The sequence below is a fragment of the Streptomyces justiciae genome, assembly GCF_015163075.1.
GTDB lineage: Bacteria > Actinomycetota > Actinomycetes > Streptomycetales > Streptomycetaceae > Streptomyces > Streptomyces justiciae.
This window is the reverse complement of sequence record NZ_JADDXU010000005.1, coordinates 412,569-431,043: the sequence shown is the minus strand read 5'-3', so window position 1 is coordinate 431,043 and position 18,475 is coordinate 412,569. Positions and strand designations below refer to the sequence as shown.

General features: G+C 69.5%; 15 protein-coding genes. 9 read left to right on the top strand and 6 right to left on the bottom strand.

Annotated elements, in window-relative coordinates; all coding sequences use genetic code 11:
- Positions 1–84: 84 nt before the first annotated feature.
- Positions 85–1,476 (bottom strand): cation:dicarboxylate symporter family transporter, encoded by a 1,392-nt coding sequence (locus IQ210_RS17300; RefSeq protein WP_194079895.1) that lies wholly within the window; start codon positions 1,474–1,476, stop codon positions 85–87.
- Between the two features lie 151 nt (positions 1,477–1,627).
- Between IQ210_RS17300 and IQ210_RS17295 the strand changes: the two genes are divergently transcribed.
- Both IQ210_RS17295 and IQ210_RS17290 read left to right on the top strand, forming a co-directional pair.
- Positions 1,628–3,328 carry a sensor histidine kinase gene (locus IQ210_RS17295; protein WP_194079894.1) on the top strand — a complete coding sequence of 567 codons (1,701 nt, stop codon included), beginning with the start codon at positions 1,628–1,630 and terminating at the stop codon, positions 3,326–3,328.
- Positions 3,325–4,023: a response regulator gene (locus tag IQ210_RS17290; protein ID WP_194079893.1), complete on the top strand. Its 699-nt coding sequence runs from the start codon at positions 3,325–3,327 to the stop codon at positions 4,021–4,023. The genes IQ210_RS17295 and IQ210_RS17290 overlap by 4 nt, the downstream gene beginning before the upstream one ends.
- Here the strand turns inward: IQ210_RS17290 and IQ210_RS17285 are convergent.
- Both IQ210_RS17285 and IQ210_RS17280 read right to left on the bottom strand, forming a co-directional pair.
- Positions 4,020–6,458 carry a tetratricopeptide repeat protein gene (locus IQ210_RS17285; protein ID WP_322656380.1) on the bottom strand — a complete coding sequence of 813 codons (2,439 nt, stop codon included), beginning with the start codon at positions 6,456–6,458 and terminating at the stop codon, positions 4,020–4,022. The two genes, IQ210_RS17290 and IQ210_RS17285, sit on opposite strands and share 4 nt — an antisense overlap.
- Positions 6,459–6,480: 22 nt before the next feature.
- The gene (locus IQ210_RS17280; RefSeq protein ID WP_194079891.1) at positions 6,481–7,017 is read right to left on the bottom strand and encodes a hypothetical protein; all 537 of its coding nucleotides are present in this window, start codon (positions 7,015–7,017) and stop codon (positions 6,481–6,483) included.
- Between the two features lie 26 nt (positions 7,018–7,043).
- Between IQ210_RS17280 and IQ210_RS17275 the strand changes: the two genes are divergently transcribed.
- From IQ210_RS17275 to IQ210_RS17250, 6 genes are all read left to right on the top strand, one after another.
- Positions 7,044–7,904 carry a 5'-methylthioadenosine/S-adenosylhomocysteine nucleosidase gene (locus tag IQ210_RS17275; RefSeq protein WP_194079890.1) on the top strand — a complete coding sequence of 287 codons (861 nt, stop codon included), beginning with the start codon at positions 7,044–7,046 and terminating at the stop codon, positions 7,902–7,904.
- 103 nt (positions 7,905–8,007) lie between these two features.
- Entirely contained in the window at positions 8,008–9,978 is a 1,971-nt protein-coding gene (locus IQ210_RS17270) for a tetratricopeptide repeat protein (protein WP_228047870.1), read from the top strand.
- A 262-nt stretch (positions 9,979–10,240) separates the two neighbouring features.
- Positions 10,241–10,378, top strand: a complete 138-nt coding sequence (locus IQ210_RS17265) for a hypothetical protein (RefSeq protein WP_194079889.1) — start codon at positions 10,241–10,243, stop codon at positions 10,376–10,378.
- 220 nt (positions 10,379–10,598) lie between these two features.
- The gene (locus IQ210_RS17260) at positions 10,599–11,978 is read left to right on the top strand and encodes an extracellular solute-binding protein (protein ID WP_194079888.1); all 1,380 of its coding nucleotides are present in this window, start codon (positions 10,599–10,601) and stop codon (positions 11,976–11,978) included.
- Positions 11,975–12,835 (top strand): carbohydrate ABC transporter permease, encoded by an 861-nt coding sequence (locus tag IQ210_RS17255; protein ID WP_194079887.1) that lies wholly within the window; start codon positions 11,975–11,977, stop codon positions 12,833–12,835. Before IQ210_RS17260 ends, IQ210_RS17255 begins: the two co-directional genes overlap by 4 nt.
- Positions 12,836–12,839: 4 nt before the next feature.
- Positions 12,840–13,691 carry a carbohydrate ABC transporter permease gene (locus IQ210_RS17250; protein ID WP_194079886.1) on the top strand — a complete coding sequence of 284 codons (852 nt, stop codon included), beginning with the start codon at positions 12,840–12,842 and terminating at the stop codon, positions 13,689–13,691.
- Here the strand turns inward: IQ210_RS17250 and IQ210_RS17245 are convergent.
- A complete protein-coding gene (locus tag IQ210_RS17245; RefSeq protein WP_194079885.1) occupies positions 13,628–15,823 on the bottom strand; it encodes a tetratricopeptide repeat protein in 2,196 nt (731 codons plus the stop codon). The two genes, IQ210_RS17250 and IQ210_RS17245, sit on opposite strands and share 64 nt — an antisense overlap.
- A 31-nt stretch (positions 15,824–15,854) precedes the next feature.
- On the bottom strand, positions 15,855–16,337 hold the full coding sequence (locus tag IQ210_RS17240; protein ID WP_256783081.1) for a PPOX class F420-dependent oxidoreductase: 483 nt from the start codon (positions 16,335–16,337) through the stop codon (positions 15,855–15,857).
- A 161-nt stretch (positions 16,338–16,498) separates the two neighbouring features.
- Between IQ210_RS17240 and IQ210_RS17235 the strand changes: the two genes are divergently transcribed.
- Entirely contained in the window at positions 16,499–17,212 is a 714-nt protein-coding gene (locus IQ210_RS17235; protein ID WP_194079884.1) for a helix-turn-helix domain-containing protein, read from the top strand.
- Positions 17,213–17,229: 17 nt separating this feature from the next.
- Here IQ210_RS17235 and IQ210_RS17230 read toward each other — a convergent pair whose 3' ends face one another.
- Complete coding sequence (locus IQ210_RS17230; protein WP_194079883.1) at positions 17,230–18,255, bottom strand: ATP-dependent 6-phosphofructokinase; 1,026 nt, start codon at positions 18,253–18,255, stop codon at positions 17,230–17,232.
- Positions 18,256–18,475 lie beyond the last annotated feature (220 nt).

Below are 18,475 nucleotides of genomic sequence, written 5' to 3'. Positions count from 1 at the left end.
GGGGGAGCTGCTCGGCCGCCCGGAGTCCTTGCCGTTGCCGGCAGGCTCAGGCCTTGGCGAGGCCTTCGGGGATTCAGGCCGGACTCAGGCCTTGGCGAGTTCCTTCTCGCCGCCCTGCTCCGGCACGTCCGCGTGGGCGTCGGCGCCGTCACCGTCGTCGTCCAGCAGCGTCTTCTCGTCGAAGGGCAGCTGACCGGCGAGCACCTGGTCGACCCGGGCGCGGTCGATCTCCTTGGTCCAGGTGCCGATCAGGACCGTGGCGACGGCGTTGCCCGCGAAGTTGGTGAGGGCACGGGCCTCGCTCATGAAGCGGTCGATGCCGACGATGAGGCCGAGGCCGTCCACGAGGGCGGGCTTGTGCGACTGAAGACCACCGGCGAGCGTGGCAAGACCGGCACCGGTGACACCGGCGGCACCCTTCGAGGCGACGAACAGGAACAGCAGCAGCGGGATCTGCTCGCCCAGCGACATCGGCGTACCCATGGCGTCGGCGATGAACAGCGAGGCCATGGTCATGTAGATCATGGTGCCGTCGAGGTTGAAGGAGTAGCCGGTCGGGACGGTGATGCCGACGACGGGCTTGCTGACGCCCATGTGCTCCATCTTCGCGATGAGCCGCGGCAGCGCGGACTCGGAGGAGGAGGTGGAGAGGATCAGCAGGAACTCACGGCCCAGGTACTTGAAGAGCTTGAGGATGTTCAGGCCCGCGATCACCCGCAGCAGCGCGCCGAGCACGATGAAGACGAACAGGAAACAGGTGATGTAGAAGCCCACCATCAGCAGCGCGAGATCCTTCAGCGCATCCACACCGGCCGAGCCGACGACGGCCGCGATGGCACCGAAGGCACCGATCGGGGCGGCCCACATGACCATGGCGAGGACCCGGAAGACGAGCCGCTGGATGTGCTCGACACCACGCAGGATCGGCTGCCCGGCGGAACCCATGGCCTGCAGCGCGAAGCCGCACAGCAGGGCGATGAGCAGGGTCTGGAGGACCTCGCCCTCGGTGAAGGCGGAGACGAAGGTGGTCGGGATGATGCCGAGCAGGAACTCGGTGGTGTCCTTGGCCTCCGCGTCGACCTGGGCGTGGCCGACGTCCTTGACGGCGTCGGTGACGGCGAGCCCGGTGCCCGGGTCGAGGATGTTGCCGACGACGAGACCGATGCCGAGGGCGACCAGCGACATGATCATGAAGTAGACGAGGGCGATACCGCCGACGGCACCGACCTTGGCGGCCTTCCGCACCGAACCGATGCCCAGGACGATCGTGCAGAAGATGATCGGCGAGATCATCATCTTGATCAGGTTCACGAAGCCGGTACCGATCGGCTTCAGCTCGACGGCGAAGTCCGGCGCGACCATGCCGACGACGATGCCGAGGGCGACCGCGACGATCACCGCGATGTAGAGATAGTGGGTGCGGTCCTTCTTGACCTTGGGTGCCGTATCGGGTGCTGCGGGGGTGCTGGCGGCCACGGCTGCCCTCCTTGACGTCTTCGTCGGCATGACCGGCGTGCGGCTCACGTCCGGGCTGTTTGAGGAATGCGGTGACTATCTCCCGCCCTGTGAGGGCGGTCACCCTTCCGTTCATTTAGTTCACGCTTAACGTCGGAGGCACACTGACGACATGCGCATCCCCATCCCTCGACCCCGCAGCCTGGCCGGCCAGCTCTTCGCCATGCAGGCCGTGCTGATAGCGGTGCTCGTGGCGGGATACGCCCTGTTCACGTACGTCAGCGACCGCAGCCAGGCCGAGGAGGCGGCGGGTCGCCAGGCCATGGCGGTGGCGGGCGCGGTCGCGGACTCCCCTTCCGTACGGCAGGCGATCCACACCTCCGACCCCTCGGCGCACCTCCAGCCGTACGCGCTCCGCGTGATGCGCGACGCCGACGTCGACTTCGTGACGATCATGAACACGCACGGCATCCGCTGGACGCACCCGACGGAGACGGAGATCGGCAAGAAGTTCCTGGGCCGGATCGGCCCGGCCCTGGCCGGCGATTCCTTCACCGAGACGTACAAGGGCACCCTGGGCCGCTCGGTCCGCGCGGTCACGCCGATCATGGAGGACGGCAAGGTCGTCGGCCTGGTCAGCGCGGGCATCAAGGTGGAGGCGATCAGCAAACGGGTCCAGGGCCAGCTCACTGCGCTGCTGGGAGTGGCAGGAGGCGCCCTGGCCCTGGGCGCGATCGGCACGTACGCGATCAACGCCCGCCTCCGCCGCCACACCCATGGCATGAACGCGGCCGAGCTGAGCCGCATGCACGACTACCACCAGGCCGCGTTGCACGCGGTGCGCGAGGGCCTGCTGATGCTGGACGGCCAGTTCCGGGTGGCGCTGATCAACGACGGTGGGCGGGAGCTGTTGGGGGTGCCCGGGGATGTTGTCGGTCAGTCGGTAGCCGACCTGGGCCTTCCCGCACCGCTGACGGGGGCGCTGCTGGCGTCGGAGCCGAGGGTGGACGAGGTGCATCTGGCGGCGGACCGGGTGTTGGTGGTGAACACGTCGCCGGTGTCGGGGGGCGAACGGCGAGGGACGGTCGTAACACTGCGGGATGTGACCGAACTCCAGTCGGTGATGGGCGAGTTGGACTCCGAGCGGGGCTTCACGCAGGCGCTGCGCTCACAGGCGCACGAGGCGGCGAACCGTCTCCACACGGTCGTGTCCTTGATCGAGCTGGGGCGGGCCGAGGAGGCGGTGGACTTCGCTACGGCGGAGCTGGAGTTGGCGCAGGCGCTGACGGACCAGGTGGTGGCGGCGGTGAGCGAGCCGGTGCTGGCTGCGCTGCTGCTGGGGAAGACGGCGCAGGCGAACGAGCGGGGGGTGGAGCTGGTGGTGTCGGAGGACAGCCGGCTGGATGACGGGTTGCTGCCGCCGTCACTCCCCGCCCGGGACCTGGTGACGATCCTCGGGAACCTGATCGACAACGCGGTGGATGCGGCGCAGGGGAGTGTGGGGGCGCGGGTGACGGTGACCGCGTACACGGACGGTGGCGAGCTGGTGCTGCGGGTCGCGGACACGGGCGGGGGCGTCGACCCGGCGCATGCGGAAGCGGTGTTCGAGCGCGGGTTCTCGACGAAGCCGGCGGGGCCGGGCGGGCGGGGGCTGGGGTTGGCGCTGGTGCGGCAGGCGGTGGGGCGGCACGAGGGGACGTTGGCTGTGGCGGAGGCGGAGGGGGGCGGCGCCGAGTTCGAGGTGCGGGTGCCCTTGCGGGATGCCGGGGGTACGTCGATTGCGGACATGGTCGAAGATGCGTCGACGACAGCTGCCGTACCGGCCGAGACCGAGCGAGCTGCGCAAGGCACCGCATCCGGAGGCGACGCATGACGACCCAGCCACAGCCGATCCGCGTCCTGGTCGTGGAGGACGACCCGGTCGCCGCGGACGCACATGTCATGTACGTGGGGCGGGTGCCGGGGTTCGTCGCGGTCGGCAAGGCGCACACGGGGGCGGAGGCGCGGCGGCTGCTGGACCGTACGCCGGTGGACCTGCTGTTGCTGGATCTGCATCTGCCGGATGTGCACGGGTTGCAGTTCGCGCGGTCGTTGCGGGCGGCGGGGCATCAGGCGGACGTGATCGCGGTGACTTCGGCGCGGGATCTGACGGTGGTGCGGGAGGGGGTGTCGCTGGGGGTCGTGCAGTACGTACTGAAGCCGTTTACTTTTGCCACGCTGCGGGATCGGCTGGTGCGGTACGCCGAGTTCCATGCGGCGGTGGGGGAAGCGAGCGGGCAGGACGAGGTGGACCGGGCGTTGGCGTCGCTGCGGGCGCCCTCGCCTGCGGCGCTGCCGAAGGGGTTGAGTGCGCCGACGCTTGAGCGGGTGACGGTCGCTCTGCGGGATTCCGGGGAGGGGCTTACGGCGACTGGGTTGGCGGAAGTGGTGGGGATTTCGCGGATCACTGCTCGGCGGTATCTGGAGCATCTTGTGGACGCGGGGCGGGCGGCGAGGGCTCCGCAGTATGGGACTGTGGGGCGGCCTGAGTTGCAGTATCGGTGGGTTCGGGGGGAGGTGGGGCGTTAGGGGGTGGGGGTGTCTAGGGCGGCGGCTTGGGCGCGGGCTTGGGCGGCGCGGTCTGGGGCGTTGGCGCGGGTGAAGGCGTCGGCGGCCTGGAGGTAGGCGGCGCGGGCCTCGGCGGGGCGGTGGGCTTCCTTGTGGACGCGGGCCAGGTTCTCCAGGGTCCCTCCATCGCCGTACCAGTCCTCGAACTCCCGACGAAGCTCCAGAGACTTGTTGTACGCCTCCATCGCTTGCTCCACTCGGCCCGCCACATGCAGGGCGAAGCCGAGGTTGTGCCACACCGCGCCCTCGCGGTAGCGGTCTCCCGTGGTCTGGTACAGGTTGCGGGCGCGGGTGTGAGCCTCAATCGCCTCCCCCGCCCGACCCACCTCGTGCAAGACGAGGCCAAGGTTGCTCCACGCGTCGGCCTCGCCGTGACGCTCCCCGACTGCCTGGAACAGGTCACGGGCCCGGGTGTGAGCCTCGACCGCCTCCCCCGCCCGACTGGCCTGTTGCAGGGCGAGGCCAAGGTTGTTCCACGCCGTTCCTTCACGGAGGCGGTCCCCGGCGGCCTGGCACAGGTCACGGACCTGGATGAGGGCCTCAATCGCCTCCGCCGCACGCCCCGCCTGTTGCAGGGCGACGCCGAGGCTGTTCCACGCGCCGGCCTCGCCGAACCAGTCCCCGGCCCCGTGCGCGGCCACCGCTGCCGCCTGCGCGACGGCTATCCCGTCGTCAAAGTACCGCCGCCAGCGCAGGTACCCGTCCAGGCACAAGGCCAGCCGCACCCCCGCCTCCGCGAACCGCTCCTCTCGCGCCCAGCCCACCGCAGCCACCAGACCCGCCCGCTCCCCGTCCAACCACGCCAACGCCCCCGCCCGGTCCCCGAACCGCTCCGGCTCGACCATCCCCGGCAACCACCGCAACCGGTCATCAGCCGCATCCGCCCAGCGCCAATAGAACTTCAGGACCCGCTCCCGAGCCGCCTCCCCCTCCTCCCGCAACCCTGCATCCCCCGCCACCACACCCGCCCCGAACACTCGCACCAGGTCATGCAGCCGCCACCACCCACGCCCGCTCCCCCGCTCAACAAGATGGGCACGAGCCAGCGCCTTCAGCTCCCGTACCGGAGGCGTTTGCGCGCCGGCCAGCGCGGCGACCACCTCATCACTCACCTCGGGCCCCGGCGCGAGGGCGATCAGGCGCAGCAACCGCGCCTGATCGGGGGGCAGGCGTCGGTAAGAGAGCTCGAAGGCGGCGCGGACGTTGCGCTCACCGTCGTCGAGGTGGTCGAGGCGATCACGGGACTCGACAAGCTCAGCGACGAGTTCGGTAACCGGCATCCCCGGGTCTTCCGCCAGCAGAGCGGCCGCGATCTGCAGGGCCAGCGGCAAGTACCCACAGATACGGGCGAGTTGCTCAGCCGAGTCACGGTCGTCGGCGATCCGGGTGTCGTGCGGATCGGCGATCCGCAGGGCGCGGTCGAGGAGTTCGTCCGCCTCCTCCGGTGTGAGCTGATCCAGAGCCAAGAGCCGCGCCCCCAGTTGGGGCAACCGGTCGCGGGAGGTGACCAGGACATGATGCCGGGAGTCCCCCGGAAGGAGGGGGCGCACCTGGTCCGGCGACGAGGCGTTGTCCGCAAGGACGAGCACCGCGCCGCGTTCCCGAGCCCGCGCGTCCAGCGTCGAGCGGTAGAGGGCTGCCCGCTCGTCCGCCGTGGCGGGGATGTGTTCTGGAGGGATGCCAAGGGCGCGGAGGAGGGCCTGGAGGGCCCGGTCGGCGGTGACTGGCTCCAAGTCATAGCCGTGCAGGTCGACGAAGAGGACCCCGCCGGGGAACCAGTTCCGCTCGCGGGCCAGGTGGGCGGTCTCGACGGCGAGCGCGGTTTTGCCGATGCCGCCGAGGCCGGACACGGCGGTGACGAGGACGGCCGAGGACGCGGAGAAATCGGCCGCGGCAGGGTCCAGCGCGGACAGCAATGCGGCCATCTCCGCCTCCCGGCCCGTGAAACCGCCAGCCCTCGGCGGCAGCCCGGCCATCGCCTCAGGTACGGCGGCAGCGCCATGCTGGATGACCACCTGCACGCCGACCACCTCACGCAGGAAGACCCCGCCCCGGAAGTCAGCGTGATCACCGTCGTACCAGGAGCTACCGCTCCCCGACGCGTGCCGCTCCATGCCCCGCGCGACGGCACCGGCGACACCCCGAGGATCGGAGGCGAGCAGGTCAACAATGGCCTCGCCCCACTCCCGCACCGCATCCCGCCGTACCGGAACCGTCGCCGCCTCAACAATCTCCCGAACCGGCGCCCCGGCGTCGACCCCCACCGCCTGCGCCAGCTTCTCCACCGCCCGGCGCCCGGCGTCCCCGCCCGCGCCTTCAACCAGAGCCGCCAGAAGAGCCGAAAGCCACGCCGCTTCCATCCGCCCGTCCCCCGCCGTTCCGTACCCGTACGTCAAAGGTAGGGCCTCCTACGGGAGTTCACGCCCCGTTCGCGTACCACACCACCTGCGAGGCGAGCCCACCCACGGCGAGCGCCTCCAACCCGGACAGGGCAACGAGCAGCCCGCTGCCTCCCGAAGCCCAGAAGACGACCAGCGCAGCCAACGGCACCCCGCAGAACGCCAGCAGATCCACCGCCAACTGCACAGCCTTCCGCGACCCCCGCCGCGTATCCCCCCGATGAGCGATCTCCCACCCGAACGCCTGCACCCCACCCCCCGGCTTGGCCAACTCAGCCAGCTTCGGCGCGAGTTCACTCCGCACATAGGCCCCAATCGCGGAGATCTTCTGGTCGTTCACGAGATACGTCCACCCGAGCACGACACACACCGGCGGCAACGCCAGCAGCATCGACGCCTGCTTGGCCTGCGCGGCGGCGGCGATGACGGCGGCCACGACGGTCAACGTCACATAGAGCAGGTTGTCCCGGAACCCAATCCGCGCCTTCTGCTCGTCCTTGATGGTCTGATACTCGGCGAGCAGCAACTGCCCGACGGTGACGTCCTGTTCAGCCACGCTTTCCCCTTCCCCCGGCGTACCTTATGAGTGTGCCCGAGACCGTATCCACCGCTCTGATCCTGACCGCGCTCCCCCTCGAATACGCCGCCGTACGCGCGCACATCGAGGAGCGCCGAGAGCGAACACATCGCGACGGAACCCGTATCGAGCAGGGCCAACTGCCGGGCACCGCATGGCAGGTCGCCCTCGCCGAACTGGGCGTGGGCGCCGACCGGGCCGCCGCGCTCACTACGCAGCTCATCGACTGGCTGCGCCCAGAGGCCGTGTTCTTCGTAGGTGTCGCCGGCGGATTGAAGGACGACGTCGAGATCGGAGACGTCGTCGTAGGCACGCAGGTGTACGAGATCCACGGTGGCAAGCAGGCGCCAGAGGGCTTCTTGGTCCGCCCGAAGTCGTTGCCGGGTTCGCACGCGCTGGAGCAGGCGGCCCGTTTCGCGGTCCGGGACATGCCCGACGTACGGCCGCACTTCGCGCCGATCGCGACGGGCGATGTGGTCCTGGCGGACGCCGATTCCGAGATCGCGAAGTTCATCCGCCGGAACTACAACGACGCGGCGGCGATCGAGATGGAGGGCTACGGAGCGACTCAAGCCGCCCATCTGAACGGCCGGTTGGACTCCTTGGTCGTGCGTGGCATCAGTGACCATGCCAACGCCGACAAGCACAAGGCAGATGCCAAGGGTTCCCAGCCGCTCGCCGCGCGGCAGGCTGCTGCGGTGACGGTGGCGGTGCTGCGCAGGCACGGACCGCGTGGCGGTTCCTCCGACCAGGAGGGTCCCCATGCACGCGGGGAGGGCGGAGCCACGTACGGCGGAGACCACATCGACTTCCGGGGCGGCACCTTCTACGGCCCCGTCACCGGGAAGAGAACCGAGCAGCGGTAGGGGTACGGCCCACGGCCCGGTCCCGCGCGCCACGGCGACGTTGCCGCTGCGCCCGCCGGGTTTCACGGGCCGCTCGGCGGAACTGGGCCGCCTGCTACCCCACTTGGCCCCGACCGACGACGCGACGGCCCTCCCGCTGCTCATCTTCGCCGTCACCGGCATGGGCGGCATCGGCAAGACAGCGCTGGCGGTGGAGACGGCCCACCAGGCGCGAGCGAAGGGCTGGTTCCCGGGCGGGACGCTGTTCGTGGACCTGCGTGGCTACGACGAGGATCCGGTCACGGCCGATCAGGCGGTACTGGCCCTCCTGGACGCACTCGGCGTACGGGACCGGGATCTGCCGCCGACGACCGAGCGCCAGTACGACGCGTATCGTGAGCTGTTTGCCATGCGCCGGGAGCGGACGCTGCTGATCCTGGACAATGCGTCGGATCCGTCGCAGTACCTGCCGCTGCTGCCCGGCACTGACCACCACAGGGTGCTCATCACGTCCCGGGACCGTCCCAACGCGCTGCCGATCCGCCTCATCGACCTGGAGACCCTTGCCCCGGACGACTCCGTGGCGCTGGTGAAGCGAGCCTTGCACGACACCGACGAACGCGACGATCGCGCGGCGCGGGAACCCGAGGCGCTGCGTGAACTGGTCGACCTGTGCGGCCACTTGCCGCTGGCGCTCCAGATCGCCGCGGGGGTGCTGCGTCGGCGACGGAATCGGGACATCGCCTCCTTGGTGGCCGAGATCCGGGAGGCCGGGGACCCGACCTCGGTTCTCGACGGTGGCAGTCCCGGTACGGATCTGTATGGTCGCTCGCTCGTTCTGCGACCTGTGTTGGAGGCGTCGTACCGACGGCTGCCGGCCGACCAGGCACGGCTGCTGCGACTGCTTTGCCTGGCGCCGGGCGCGGAGACGGGGACGGAAGCCATCGCCGCGCTGACCGATCTCGACATGGGGGCTGCGCTGTCGCTGCTGGAGGATCTCGCCGCGACTCATCTCGTCACGCCGGTGCGGGACGTTGATCGCTCGGCCTGCGCTTCGCGGTGGCGGTTGCACGACTTGGTGCGGGCGTTCGGGGCGGGTGTGGCGGCGGGGGACACCGGGTTGCGAGAGGAGGGGGAGGCGGCTCGGGTGCGGGTGCTGGAGTTCTACTGCCGGTTGGCGGATGCGGCGGATGACCGGTTGCGGTGGCTGCCGGGCATGCCGGTGCCGGAGCGGTTCGGGGACCGGGCCGCCGCGTTTGCGTGGTTCGACGGGGAGCGGGCCGGTCTGGTGGCGGCGGTGGGGTGGGCGCGCGAGGAACGGTACGCGGCCATGGGGGCGTGGCTGGCTCTGTGCCTGGCGGAGTACCTGCTCTGGCGGCGGTATTTCGACGACGGGGTCGCGGTCGCGCAGGCGGCAGCGGTGGCCGCGCAGCGGACCGGGAACCTGGTCGGCGAGGCCGACGCGTGGAACAACCTCGGCGCCGCCCTGCGGGAGACGGATCGGGCGGGGAAGGCGGTTGAGGCGCACACCCGGGCCCGCGATCTGTACTGGGCCGCCGGGGAGCGTCGCGGCGAGGCCGACGCGTGGACCAACCTCGGCCTCGCCCTGCGCGAGACGGGCCGGGCGGAGGAGGCGATCGAGGCCCATACCCGCGCCCGCGACCTGTGCCGGGCCGCCGGGGAGCGTCGCGGCGAGGCCGACGCGTCGACCGGCCTCGGCCTCGCCCTCCAGGACGCGGGCCGGGCGGAGGAGGCGATCGAGGCCCACATCCGCGCCCGCGATCTGTACCAGGCCACCGGCGACCGCCACCGGGAGGGCATGGCGTGGCACAACCTCGGCCTCGCCCTGCGGGTGGCAGGCCGGGCGGAGGAGGCGATCGAGGCGTATGGCAAGGACGTGGAGATCTGCCGGGGGTTCGAGGACTGGTACGGCGAGGGGCAGACCCTGCAGAACCTGGCCCGCGCTCACGAGGACGCCCACCGCCCCGCCGAGGCCCGCACCGCCTACCTCCAGGCCGCCGACGCCTACACCCGTGCCAGCGCCCCCACGGAGGCCGCCCAAGCCCGCACCTGGGCCGCCGAACTCCCGACGTAACCCCGACCCTCACCCCACCCCCGAACACCCCCGAGCCCCCCCCGCCAAGGCCCCCCACATCCGAGTCCCACCCCCAAACTCCCGCCCCTCCCCGAACCCCCACTCCCCCTCACAAGCCCGCACCACGCCCCCAAGCACCCGCAACGCCGCCCCCTCCGAACATCACTGGCCGCCGCCAGCCGAGGATGAGCGTGCCGGTCGTGCCCCTCGTAGAGAATCACCCGCACCTCCCCATGAGGCCGCCGTCCCCCGCCTCGACACCGTGGAGCTGGACAGCACACACGGGCCGGAGTTCATCGACGCTGGCGCCCAACTCGGCAAGAACCGAGCCCAGTTGGACTCCCCCCAGACCATCGGGCTCGCCCCCACCACCACGTACGACTTCATCACCGCGCCGTAACCGGCCAGGAAGACCACCCCCTCACCGACTCCCCCGAAGCCCTCGCGCCCTCATCCTCAACATCAAGGGAGGCAAGGCCGACCACCTCCTAACCACCTCCTCCAGCCCCCGGGCCCCTCAATCCCACGCACAGTCATTGACCTGACTAGACCACCCCACCTACCTTCACCAGGCACCCATCCCGCGCCGCGCCCCACCCCACGTGAGCCCGCAGGAGGTCATGCCCGTGCGCCCCACCGCCGCCCTCCCCCCACTCCTCGCAGCCACCCTCATAGCCACCGCAGCCCTCACCACCGCCTGTAGCAGCAGCTCCGGCAGCGACCCGGACACCCTGAAGGTCTCCTTCAAGCAGTCCACGGACAACTCCATCAAGGTGATGGACGAGTACCTCGCCGACATCAAGGAGCAGTTCGAGAAGAAGTACCCCGGCAAGAAGGTCGAACTGATCCCCATCAAGGCCCCGGACTCGGAGTACTACACCAAGGTCCAGCAGATGCTCCGCTCCCCCAAGACGGCGCCCGACCTGGTCTACGAGGACACGTTCCTCATCAACTCCGACATCACCAGCGGCTACTTGAAGCCCCTCGACCCCTACCTCGCCAAGTGGCCGGACTGGAACCAGTTCATCGACACGGCGAAGGCGGCGGCCAAGGGCGAGGACGGGAAGACGTACGGCGTCCCGGACGGCACCGACACCCGCGGCCTCTGGTTCGACAAGGGCATCTTCGCCAAGGCCGGCCTCCCCACCGACTGGCAGCCGAAGACCTGGGACGACGTCCTCGACGCGGCCCGCACGATCAAGGCGAAAGTCCCCGACGTCACGCCCCTCAACGTCTACACCGGCAAACCCGCAGGTGAGGCGGCGACGATGCAGGGCTTCGAGATGCTCCTGTACGGCACCAACGACGGCGACACCGACCCCCTCTACGACACCGCCACCAAGAAATGGATCGCCGGCAGCCAGGGCTTCAAGGACGCCCTCACCTTCGTAGAGACGGTCTACAAGGAGAAGCTCGGCCCGGACGTCTCCACCGCCCTCGACCCCAACATCCAGACCATCGTCCGCGGCGACCTCCTCCCCAACGGCAAGCTCGGCATCGACCTCGACGGCTCCTGGCTCCCGCAGGACTGGCTGAAAGGCAGCGGCCACGAATGGCCCGACTGGTCAAGCAAGTTGGGCCTGGCCCACATGCCCACCCAGCACGGCCAGGCCCCCGGCAAGGTGAGCATGTCCGGCGGCTGGACCTGGGCGATCCCCGCCAAGGCGGCCAACCCGGACCTCGCCTTCGACTTCATCAAGACCATGCAGACCAAGACCAACGCCCAGAAGTGGTACGTCGCCAACTCCGGCATCGCGGTCCGCAAGGACGTCGCCGACGATCCCGCGTACACCGCCGCCCAGCCCGGCATCAAGTTCTTCACGGACCTGGTGGCGAGCACGCACTACCGCCCGGCGTTCCCCGCGTACCCGAAGGTCTCCACGGCGATCCAGGAGGCGATGGAGGGCGTCACGACGGGCGACAAGTCGGTGGCGGACGCGGCGAAGGACTACGACGAGGAACTGAAGTCAGCCGCTGACGGCCAAGTGATCCAGAAATGACCCGGCGCTCCCTGGTCCGCATCCTCCCCCTCACCCCCGCCACCCTCCTCCTGCTCCTCTTCCTCGCCGGCCCCATCGCCTACTGCGCCTACATCGCCTTCACCGACCTCCAACTCACCGGCCAGGCCCACGAGTCGTTCATCGGCTTCGACAACTTCCGTACGGCGTTCGGAGACGAGGCATTCCTCAACGCCGTATGGCTGACGCTCGTCTTCACGGTCGTCTCAGCGCTACTCGGCCAGAACACCCTGGGCCTGGCGCTCGCCGCCCTGATGCAACGCGCCTCGAAACCGGTCCGCACACTGACAGGCGCGATAGTCATCACCGCCTGGGTCCTCCCGGAGGTCGTCGCAGGCTTCCTCCTCTACGCCTTCTTCCGCAAGGAAGGCACCCTGAACGCCATCCTCGACTGGCTCCATCTCCCCACCCAGAACTGGCTGTTCACGCTCCCGATCCTGGCGGTGTCGTTCGCGAACGTCTGGCGCGGAACAGCCTTCTCGATGCTGGTGTACTCGGCAGCCCTGAACGAAATCCCCAAGGAGATAACGGAAGCCGCCGAGGTCGACGGCGCGGGCGGCTGGTGCCGCCTCTGGCACATCACCCTCCCGATGATCCGCCGCTCCATCGCCACGAACCTGATGCTGATCACCCTTCAGACCCTCTCCGTCTTCGGCCTGATCTGGGTGATGACGAGGGGCGGCCCGAGCGGCAAGAGCCAGACGCTCCCCCTCTTCATGTACGAGGAGGCGTTCCAGAAGAGCATGATCGGTTACGGCACGGCGGTGGCGTTGCTGCTCCTGCTGGTGGGCGGCCTGTTCTCAATGATCTACGTACGCCTGCTACGGACGGAGGTGTAAAGCCATGCCCCCGACATCCCGCAGAACGCCCACAACCAGCAGAACCACCCACCGCCTGGCCGCAGACGCAGGCCTCTTGGTAGCAGCCACCGCATTCCTCCTCCCCCTCGCCTGGGTCCTCCTCTCCGCCCTGGACCCGGACGCGAACCTGAAGGTGAAAGTCCCCGACAGCCTCACCCTGGACAACTTCGACGCGATCCTGAAGCCGGACATCACCTTCACCCCCCTCCTCAACAGCCTCCTCCTCTGCGGCGGCGGAACGGCCCTGACGGTGGCGTGCGCAGCCCTCGCCGCGTACCCCCTCTCCCGCTTCCGCTCCCGCCTGAACCGCCCCTTCCTCCTCACCATCCTCTTCGCGACAAGCCTGCCGATCACGGCGATCATGGTCCCGGTCTACGCACTCTTCGTCCGCGTGAACCTGATCGACACCCTCCAGGGCACGATCTTCTTCTTCGCCGCCTCCCAACTCCCCTTCGCCATCTGGCTGATGAAGAACTTCATGGACGGCGTACCGAAGGAGTTGGAGGAGGCGGCCTGGACGGACGGCGCGTCGTCGCTCCAGTCCCTGATCCGCATCGTGCTCCCCCTGATGGGCCCAGGCCTGGCCGTCGTGACCGTCTTCTCGTTCGTCATGATGTGGGGCAACTTCTTCGTCCCCTTCATGCTCCTCCTCACCCCGGACCAGATGCCGGCGGCAGTGAGCATCAACGAGTTCTTCGGCAACCGCGGCATGGTGGCGTACGGGCAACTGGCCGCGTTCTCGGTCGTCTACTCGACGCCGGTGATCCTGCTTTATGTGCTGGTGGCGCGGCGGTTGGGCGGGGGGTTCGCTTTAGGTGGGGCCGTCAAGGGGTGAGGCGGGCGTGCCTTGCCCGCTCGGTCGGCGGCGAAGAGTGCTCGCGCCGCCTCGGCCGGGGCATCGGCGACGGTGAACGCGTCGACGGCCCGGAGCCAGTACTCGAGCGCCCGACCGGGGCCCTGCGTCTCCTCGTACACGTGAGCCAGGCTGCGGAGACACTGCCCGGTCCGGTACCAGTCCTCGAAGTCCTCGTGAATCTCCAGGGCCTTGCCGTACGCCTCGACGGACTCCTCCGCGCGACCTGCCTCGCGCAACGCGACACCAAGGTTCTGCCAGGCTCTGGCTTCGCGCTGGCGATCCTGAACAGCCTGATACAGGTCACGAGCGCGCCGGTGGGCGGCGATCGCCTCGTCGACGCGGCCCGCCACCCGCAGGGCGATGCCCAGGTTGGTCCAAGCGCTGCCCTCGCGTTGCGGGTTGCGGGTGGTGCGGTAGATGCCCTGAGCGCGTGAGTGAGCGGCGATCGCTTCGTCCACTCGGCCCTTCCGGCGCAGTGCGATACCCAGGTTGTTGAGGGCGTTCGCTTCGCCCTGCCGCTCATCCAGATCCTGGTAGTGCTCCTGAGCACTACGGTGCGCATCGATCGCCTCCTCAAGCCGGCCAGCCATCCGGTAGGCACTCCCGAGGTTGTTCCACGCGCTCGCCTCCGCCTTGGGATTCCCGGTTCGATAGGCAGCTTCGAAGGCAGCCCGGCTGACGGTGACCCAGTCGTGGTATCGCCGCCGCCACTCCAGATAGGCAGCCAGCCGTGCGGCCAGCCTGAACGCCCGGTCCGCGTAGCGTTGCTCGTGTGCCCATTGGACGGCCGCCACCAGTCCCGTACGCTCCCGGTCCAGCCAGTCCAGCGCCGATTCCCGGTCCTCGAACCCCTCCGGTTCGGGTCTGCCAGGCAGCCATCGAAGGCGGGCGTCTGCGGCGCGTGCCGTTCGGTGGTAGTAGGTGAGCACTCTCAGGCGCGCCTGCTCCGCCTCTTCCACGAGTCGCGGGTCGGCTGCCACCACACCCACCCCGTAGGCCCGTACGAGGTCGTGCAGCCACCATCGGTCACGGCTTCTGCCCCGGGTCACCAGGTGCGCGCGGGCCAGTGCCTCCAGTGCCCGAAGCGGCGGGCTCGGCTCGCCGGTCAGGGCGGTGACGACGTCCGTGGACACGTCGCGTCCGGGGGCGAACGCCAGAAGTCGGAGCAGGCGCGCCTGCTCGGGAGGCAGGCCCCGGTAGGACAGGTCGAAGGCCGCTTGCACACTGCGCTCGCCGTCATTGAGGTGATCGAGTCGGTTGCGGAACTCGACGAGCTCCTGGGCGAGTTCCGCGAGCGGCTTGTTCGGATCCAGAATCAGAAGCGCTGCCGCGACCTGCAAGGCGAGCGGAAGCTGTCCGCAGCGCGCAGCGACCAGTACGGCTGCCTCGGTGTCGTCGGTGACACGGTTGTCCTCCGGGTCGGCTGTGCGGAGCGCGCGGTCAAGGAGTTCGTGTGCCTCGTCCAGCGGCAGTTCACCCAACGTGAGCAGTCGGCCCCCCAGTTGGGGCAGCTTGCCGCGTGAGGTGACCAGAAGGCGATGCCGCGCGTCACCGGGAAGGAGCGGACGTACCTGAGCCGGGGCGGAGGCGTTGTCGGCCAGGACCAGCACCGCACCCCGTTGCCGTCCACGCTCGGCGAGCAACGAGCGGTACAGGGCGGCCCGTTCGTCCTTCCGTGGTGGGATGTGCTCGGGTACGGCACCAAGTGCCCGCAGCAAGGCCTCCAGCGCCTGCTCCGCCGTTACGGGATCGTCGTCGTACCCATGCAGATCCAGAAAGAGCACTCCTCCCTGGAACCACCCTCGGTCGCACGCCCGATGAGCGGCCTCCACGGCCAGTGCCGTCTTGCCGATGCCGCCGAGTCCGGACAGAGCCGCGACCAGCACCGCCTCCGTGCCTCCACCGGCCACGGACGGATCCAGCGCTTCCAGTAGCCGTCCCAGTTCCTCGCCCCGCCCGGTGAATCCACTCACCCGGGTCGGCAAGGCGTCCAAGGCCGTGGGCGCGGCAGCGGCTTCACGGATGTTGCCCTGAGCGATGAAGGTCCCCTTGAACTCCGCGGCCCTGAAGTCGAGATGGTCCCCGTTGTACTCGCCACCCTCGCCAGCCATCACACCCCCTGTACGGCCTGCGCGCCCCGTGCTAGGAACCCTGCTCCGGCAACACCCCACGCCGAAACGGCTCCACCCCCACCACCCTCCGCACCCGCCCCGGCTCGATCAACAACATCACCCGCCGCTCCCCAGGAAGCAGCCACGGATACCGCTCCTCCCCGATGTACTTCCGAGTCAGCCGGTCCATCGACCGCTCCGCCTCCTCGCCCTCCACGAACCGCACCACCCGCCCCCGGATCTCCACCCGGTCGTAAGGGTTCTCCGGATCATGGTGGGAGAGGGAGACGGCGGGATTGCGCCGCAGGTTCTCTTCCTTCACGCGTCCGATTGCCGTGTTGACCATGACGTACTCGCCTTCGAGATCCGCCCACATGGGCGAGATCTGCGGCGTTCCGTCGGCGCCGACCGTCGCGAGGTGCCAGAAGTTCGGCGCCAGCAAGCGCTCGCGAATATGCCCCTCTACCTTGCCGTTCACCTCGTACACGAAGCCGCCGCCCTCCTGGTCGAGCACATGAAAGCCGTTCCCGCGCCATCCTCACCACCACCCCCACCCCGCCGACAGTCGATCCCCAGACACCCGAACCCCTGGCCGAAACCGTACGTTCCTACAATCCGTGATCCTGGCCGAACAGACCGTAGTCACCACCGGCGCACGCCCCTACGTTGTGCCCCGTGCGCCGACCCCCAGCTCTGCCGAACCAGCCAGGCCCTCCCTTCAACGCCCCCGCCGCCCGTCGCCTCAGGACCGCTCTCAACATGGGGCCCGAGCATGTCGCCTACGGCATGCGGGCCTCGTACGGGATGCCGTACGTCACCCCGGACCTCGTGGTCGCCTGGGAGCGCGGCACGGTCTCACCGACCAGCCCGGAGCTGACCGCCCTCGCGGGCGTGCTGTGGTGTTCGCCGGGTGAGCTCATCGGGCGGCCTCGGACCCTGCGCGAGCACCGCATCACCCGCGGTCTCGCGCCCGACGACGTCGCCCGCACCCTGGGCCTGGAGATCCTCGCCTATCTGCGCATGGAGGAGAACAACGACTGGCGCGGCACCGAACGCCAGGCCGCCGCCCTCGCCGAGCTCCTCGAACTCGACCTGCCGGACTTCGTCACCGTCACCGGGCGCGAGCCTCGCCTCGCCGAGCACCTCCGCAGCGCGGTCACCACGCGGTGGCAGGCCTACGTCCGCCCCATCACCAAACTCGTGCCCCTGGACCGGCGACTCCTGGAGGACGCGCTCCAGGAGCTGCACCGGCAGTACCAGGGGCAGATGGTGGCCACGCTCAGCTGGGGCGGCAGCGGCGGCGACAACGGCGCGAGCGCGTCCGGTCAGGACTTCCTCGACCGGATCGTCGATCACTTCTGGACGAACGTCCAGGAGATCACCGGCTAGCCGGACCGCGAAACGTCCTAGAAGACCGACTCCGCCTCGTCCATCCGGTCCTTCGGCACCGTCTTCAGCTCGGTCACGGCCTCCGCCAGCGGCACCATCACGATGTCCGTCCCCCGGAGAGCCGTCATACGGCCGAACTCACCCCGGTGCGCCGCCTCCACCGCGTGCCAGCCGAAGCGGGTGGCGAGGACACGGTCGTACGCCGTCGGTACGCCACCGCGCTGGACGTGGCCGAGGATGACCGGCTTGGACTCCTTGCCGAGGCGCCGCTCCAGCTCGTACGCCAGCGCCGTACCGATGCCCTGGAAGCGCTCGTGGCCGAACTGGTCGATCTCGCCCTTGCCGTAGTCCATCGAGCCCTCGGCGGGGTGCGCGCCCTCGGCGACACAGATGACCGCGAACTTCTTGCCGCGGGCGAAGCGCTCCTCGACCATCTTCACGAGGTCCGCCGGGTCGAAGGGGCGCTCGGGCAGGCAGATGCCGTGCGCGCCCGCCGCCATCCCGGACTCCAGCGCGATCCAGCCCGCGTGCCGGCCCATGACCTCGACGACCATCACGCGCTGGTGGGACTCGGCGGTCGTCTTCAGGCGGTCCATGGCCTCCGTGGCCACGCCCACCGCGGTGTCGAAGCCGAAGGTCCGGTCCGTCGACGAGATGTCGTTGTCGATCGTCTTCGGGACGCCGACCACCGGCAGACCGGCATCGGACAGCATGCGGGCCGCCGTCAGCGTGCCCTCGCCGCCGATCGGGATCAGCGCGTCGATGCCGAAGTCGCGGGCGATGTCGGGGGCGTTGTCGCAGGCCTCGCGGAGGCGGTCGCGCTCCAGCCTCGACGACCCCAGAATCGTGCCGCCGCGGGCCAGGATGCCGCTCACCGCGTCCAGGTCGAGGGTGCGGTAGTGGCCGTCCAGGAGGCCGGCGTATCCGTCCTCGAAGCCGATGACCTCGTCGCCGTACTGCGTGACCGCTCGGTGCACGACCGACCGGATCACTGCGTTCAGGCCAGGGCAGTCGCCGCCTGCGGTGAGAACTCCGATGCGCATCGTGCTGTGTCTCCTGCTCGCTGTTGATACCGGTGAGCCTTGTCCGATTGTTCCACGTCCCACAGCGCGCTGCCGCATCCCGTCTTGACGGGCGCCTTAACCATCGCGAGAGGTATTGTCAAGAGGGTTTCGCTCACACCGGTGGGCGATTTTCCGCTCACCTCGGTGGGCGATTTTTATGACAGCCATGGCAGTGACGCCGAGCCCCAGCGATTGGAGA

Excerpts from the sequence above, each read along its gene's own strand:
- IQ210_RS17295 (WP_194079894.1), top strand. The coding sequence starts at position 1,628 with ATGCGCATCCCCATCCCTCGACCCCGCAGCCTGGCCGGCCAGCTCTTC.
- IQ210_RS17290 (WP_194079893.1), top strand. The coding sequence starts at position 3,325 with ATGACGACCCAGCCACAGCCGATCCGCGTCCTGGTCGTGGAGGACGAC.
- IQ210_RS17275 (WP_194079890.1), top strand. The coding sequence starts at position 7,044 with ATGAGTGTGCCCGAGACCGTATCCACCGCTCTGATCCTGACCGCGCTC.
- IQ210_RS17260 (WP_194079888.1), top strand. The coding sequence starts at position 10,599 with ATGCCCGTGCGCCCCACCGCCGCCCTCCCCCCACTCCTCGCAGCCACC.
- IQ210_RS17255 (WP_194079887.1), top strand. The coding sequence starts at position 11,975 with ATGACCCGGCGCTCCCTGGTCCGCATCCTCCCCCTCACCCCCGCCACC.
- IQ210_RS17250 (WP_194079886.1), top strand. The coding sequence starts at position 12,840 with ATGCCCCCGACATCCCGCAGAACGCCCACAACCAGCAGAACCACCCAC.
- IQ210_RS17245 (WP_194079885.1), bottom strand. The coding sequence starts at position 15,823 with ATGGCTGGCGAGGGTGGCGAGTACAACGGGGACCATCTCGACTTCAGG.
- IQ210_RS17230 (WP_194079883.1), bottom strand. The coding sequence starts at position 18,255 with ATGCGCATCGGAGTTCTCACCGCAGGCGGCGACTGCCCTGGCCTGAAC.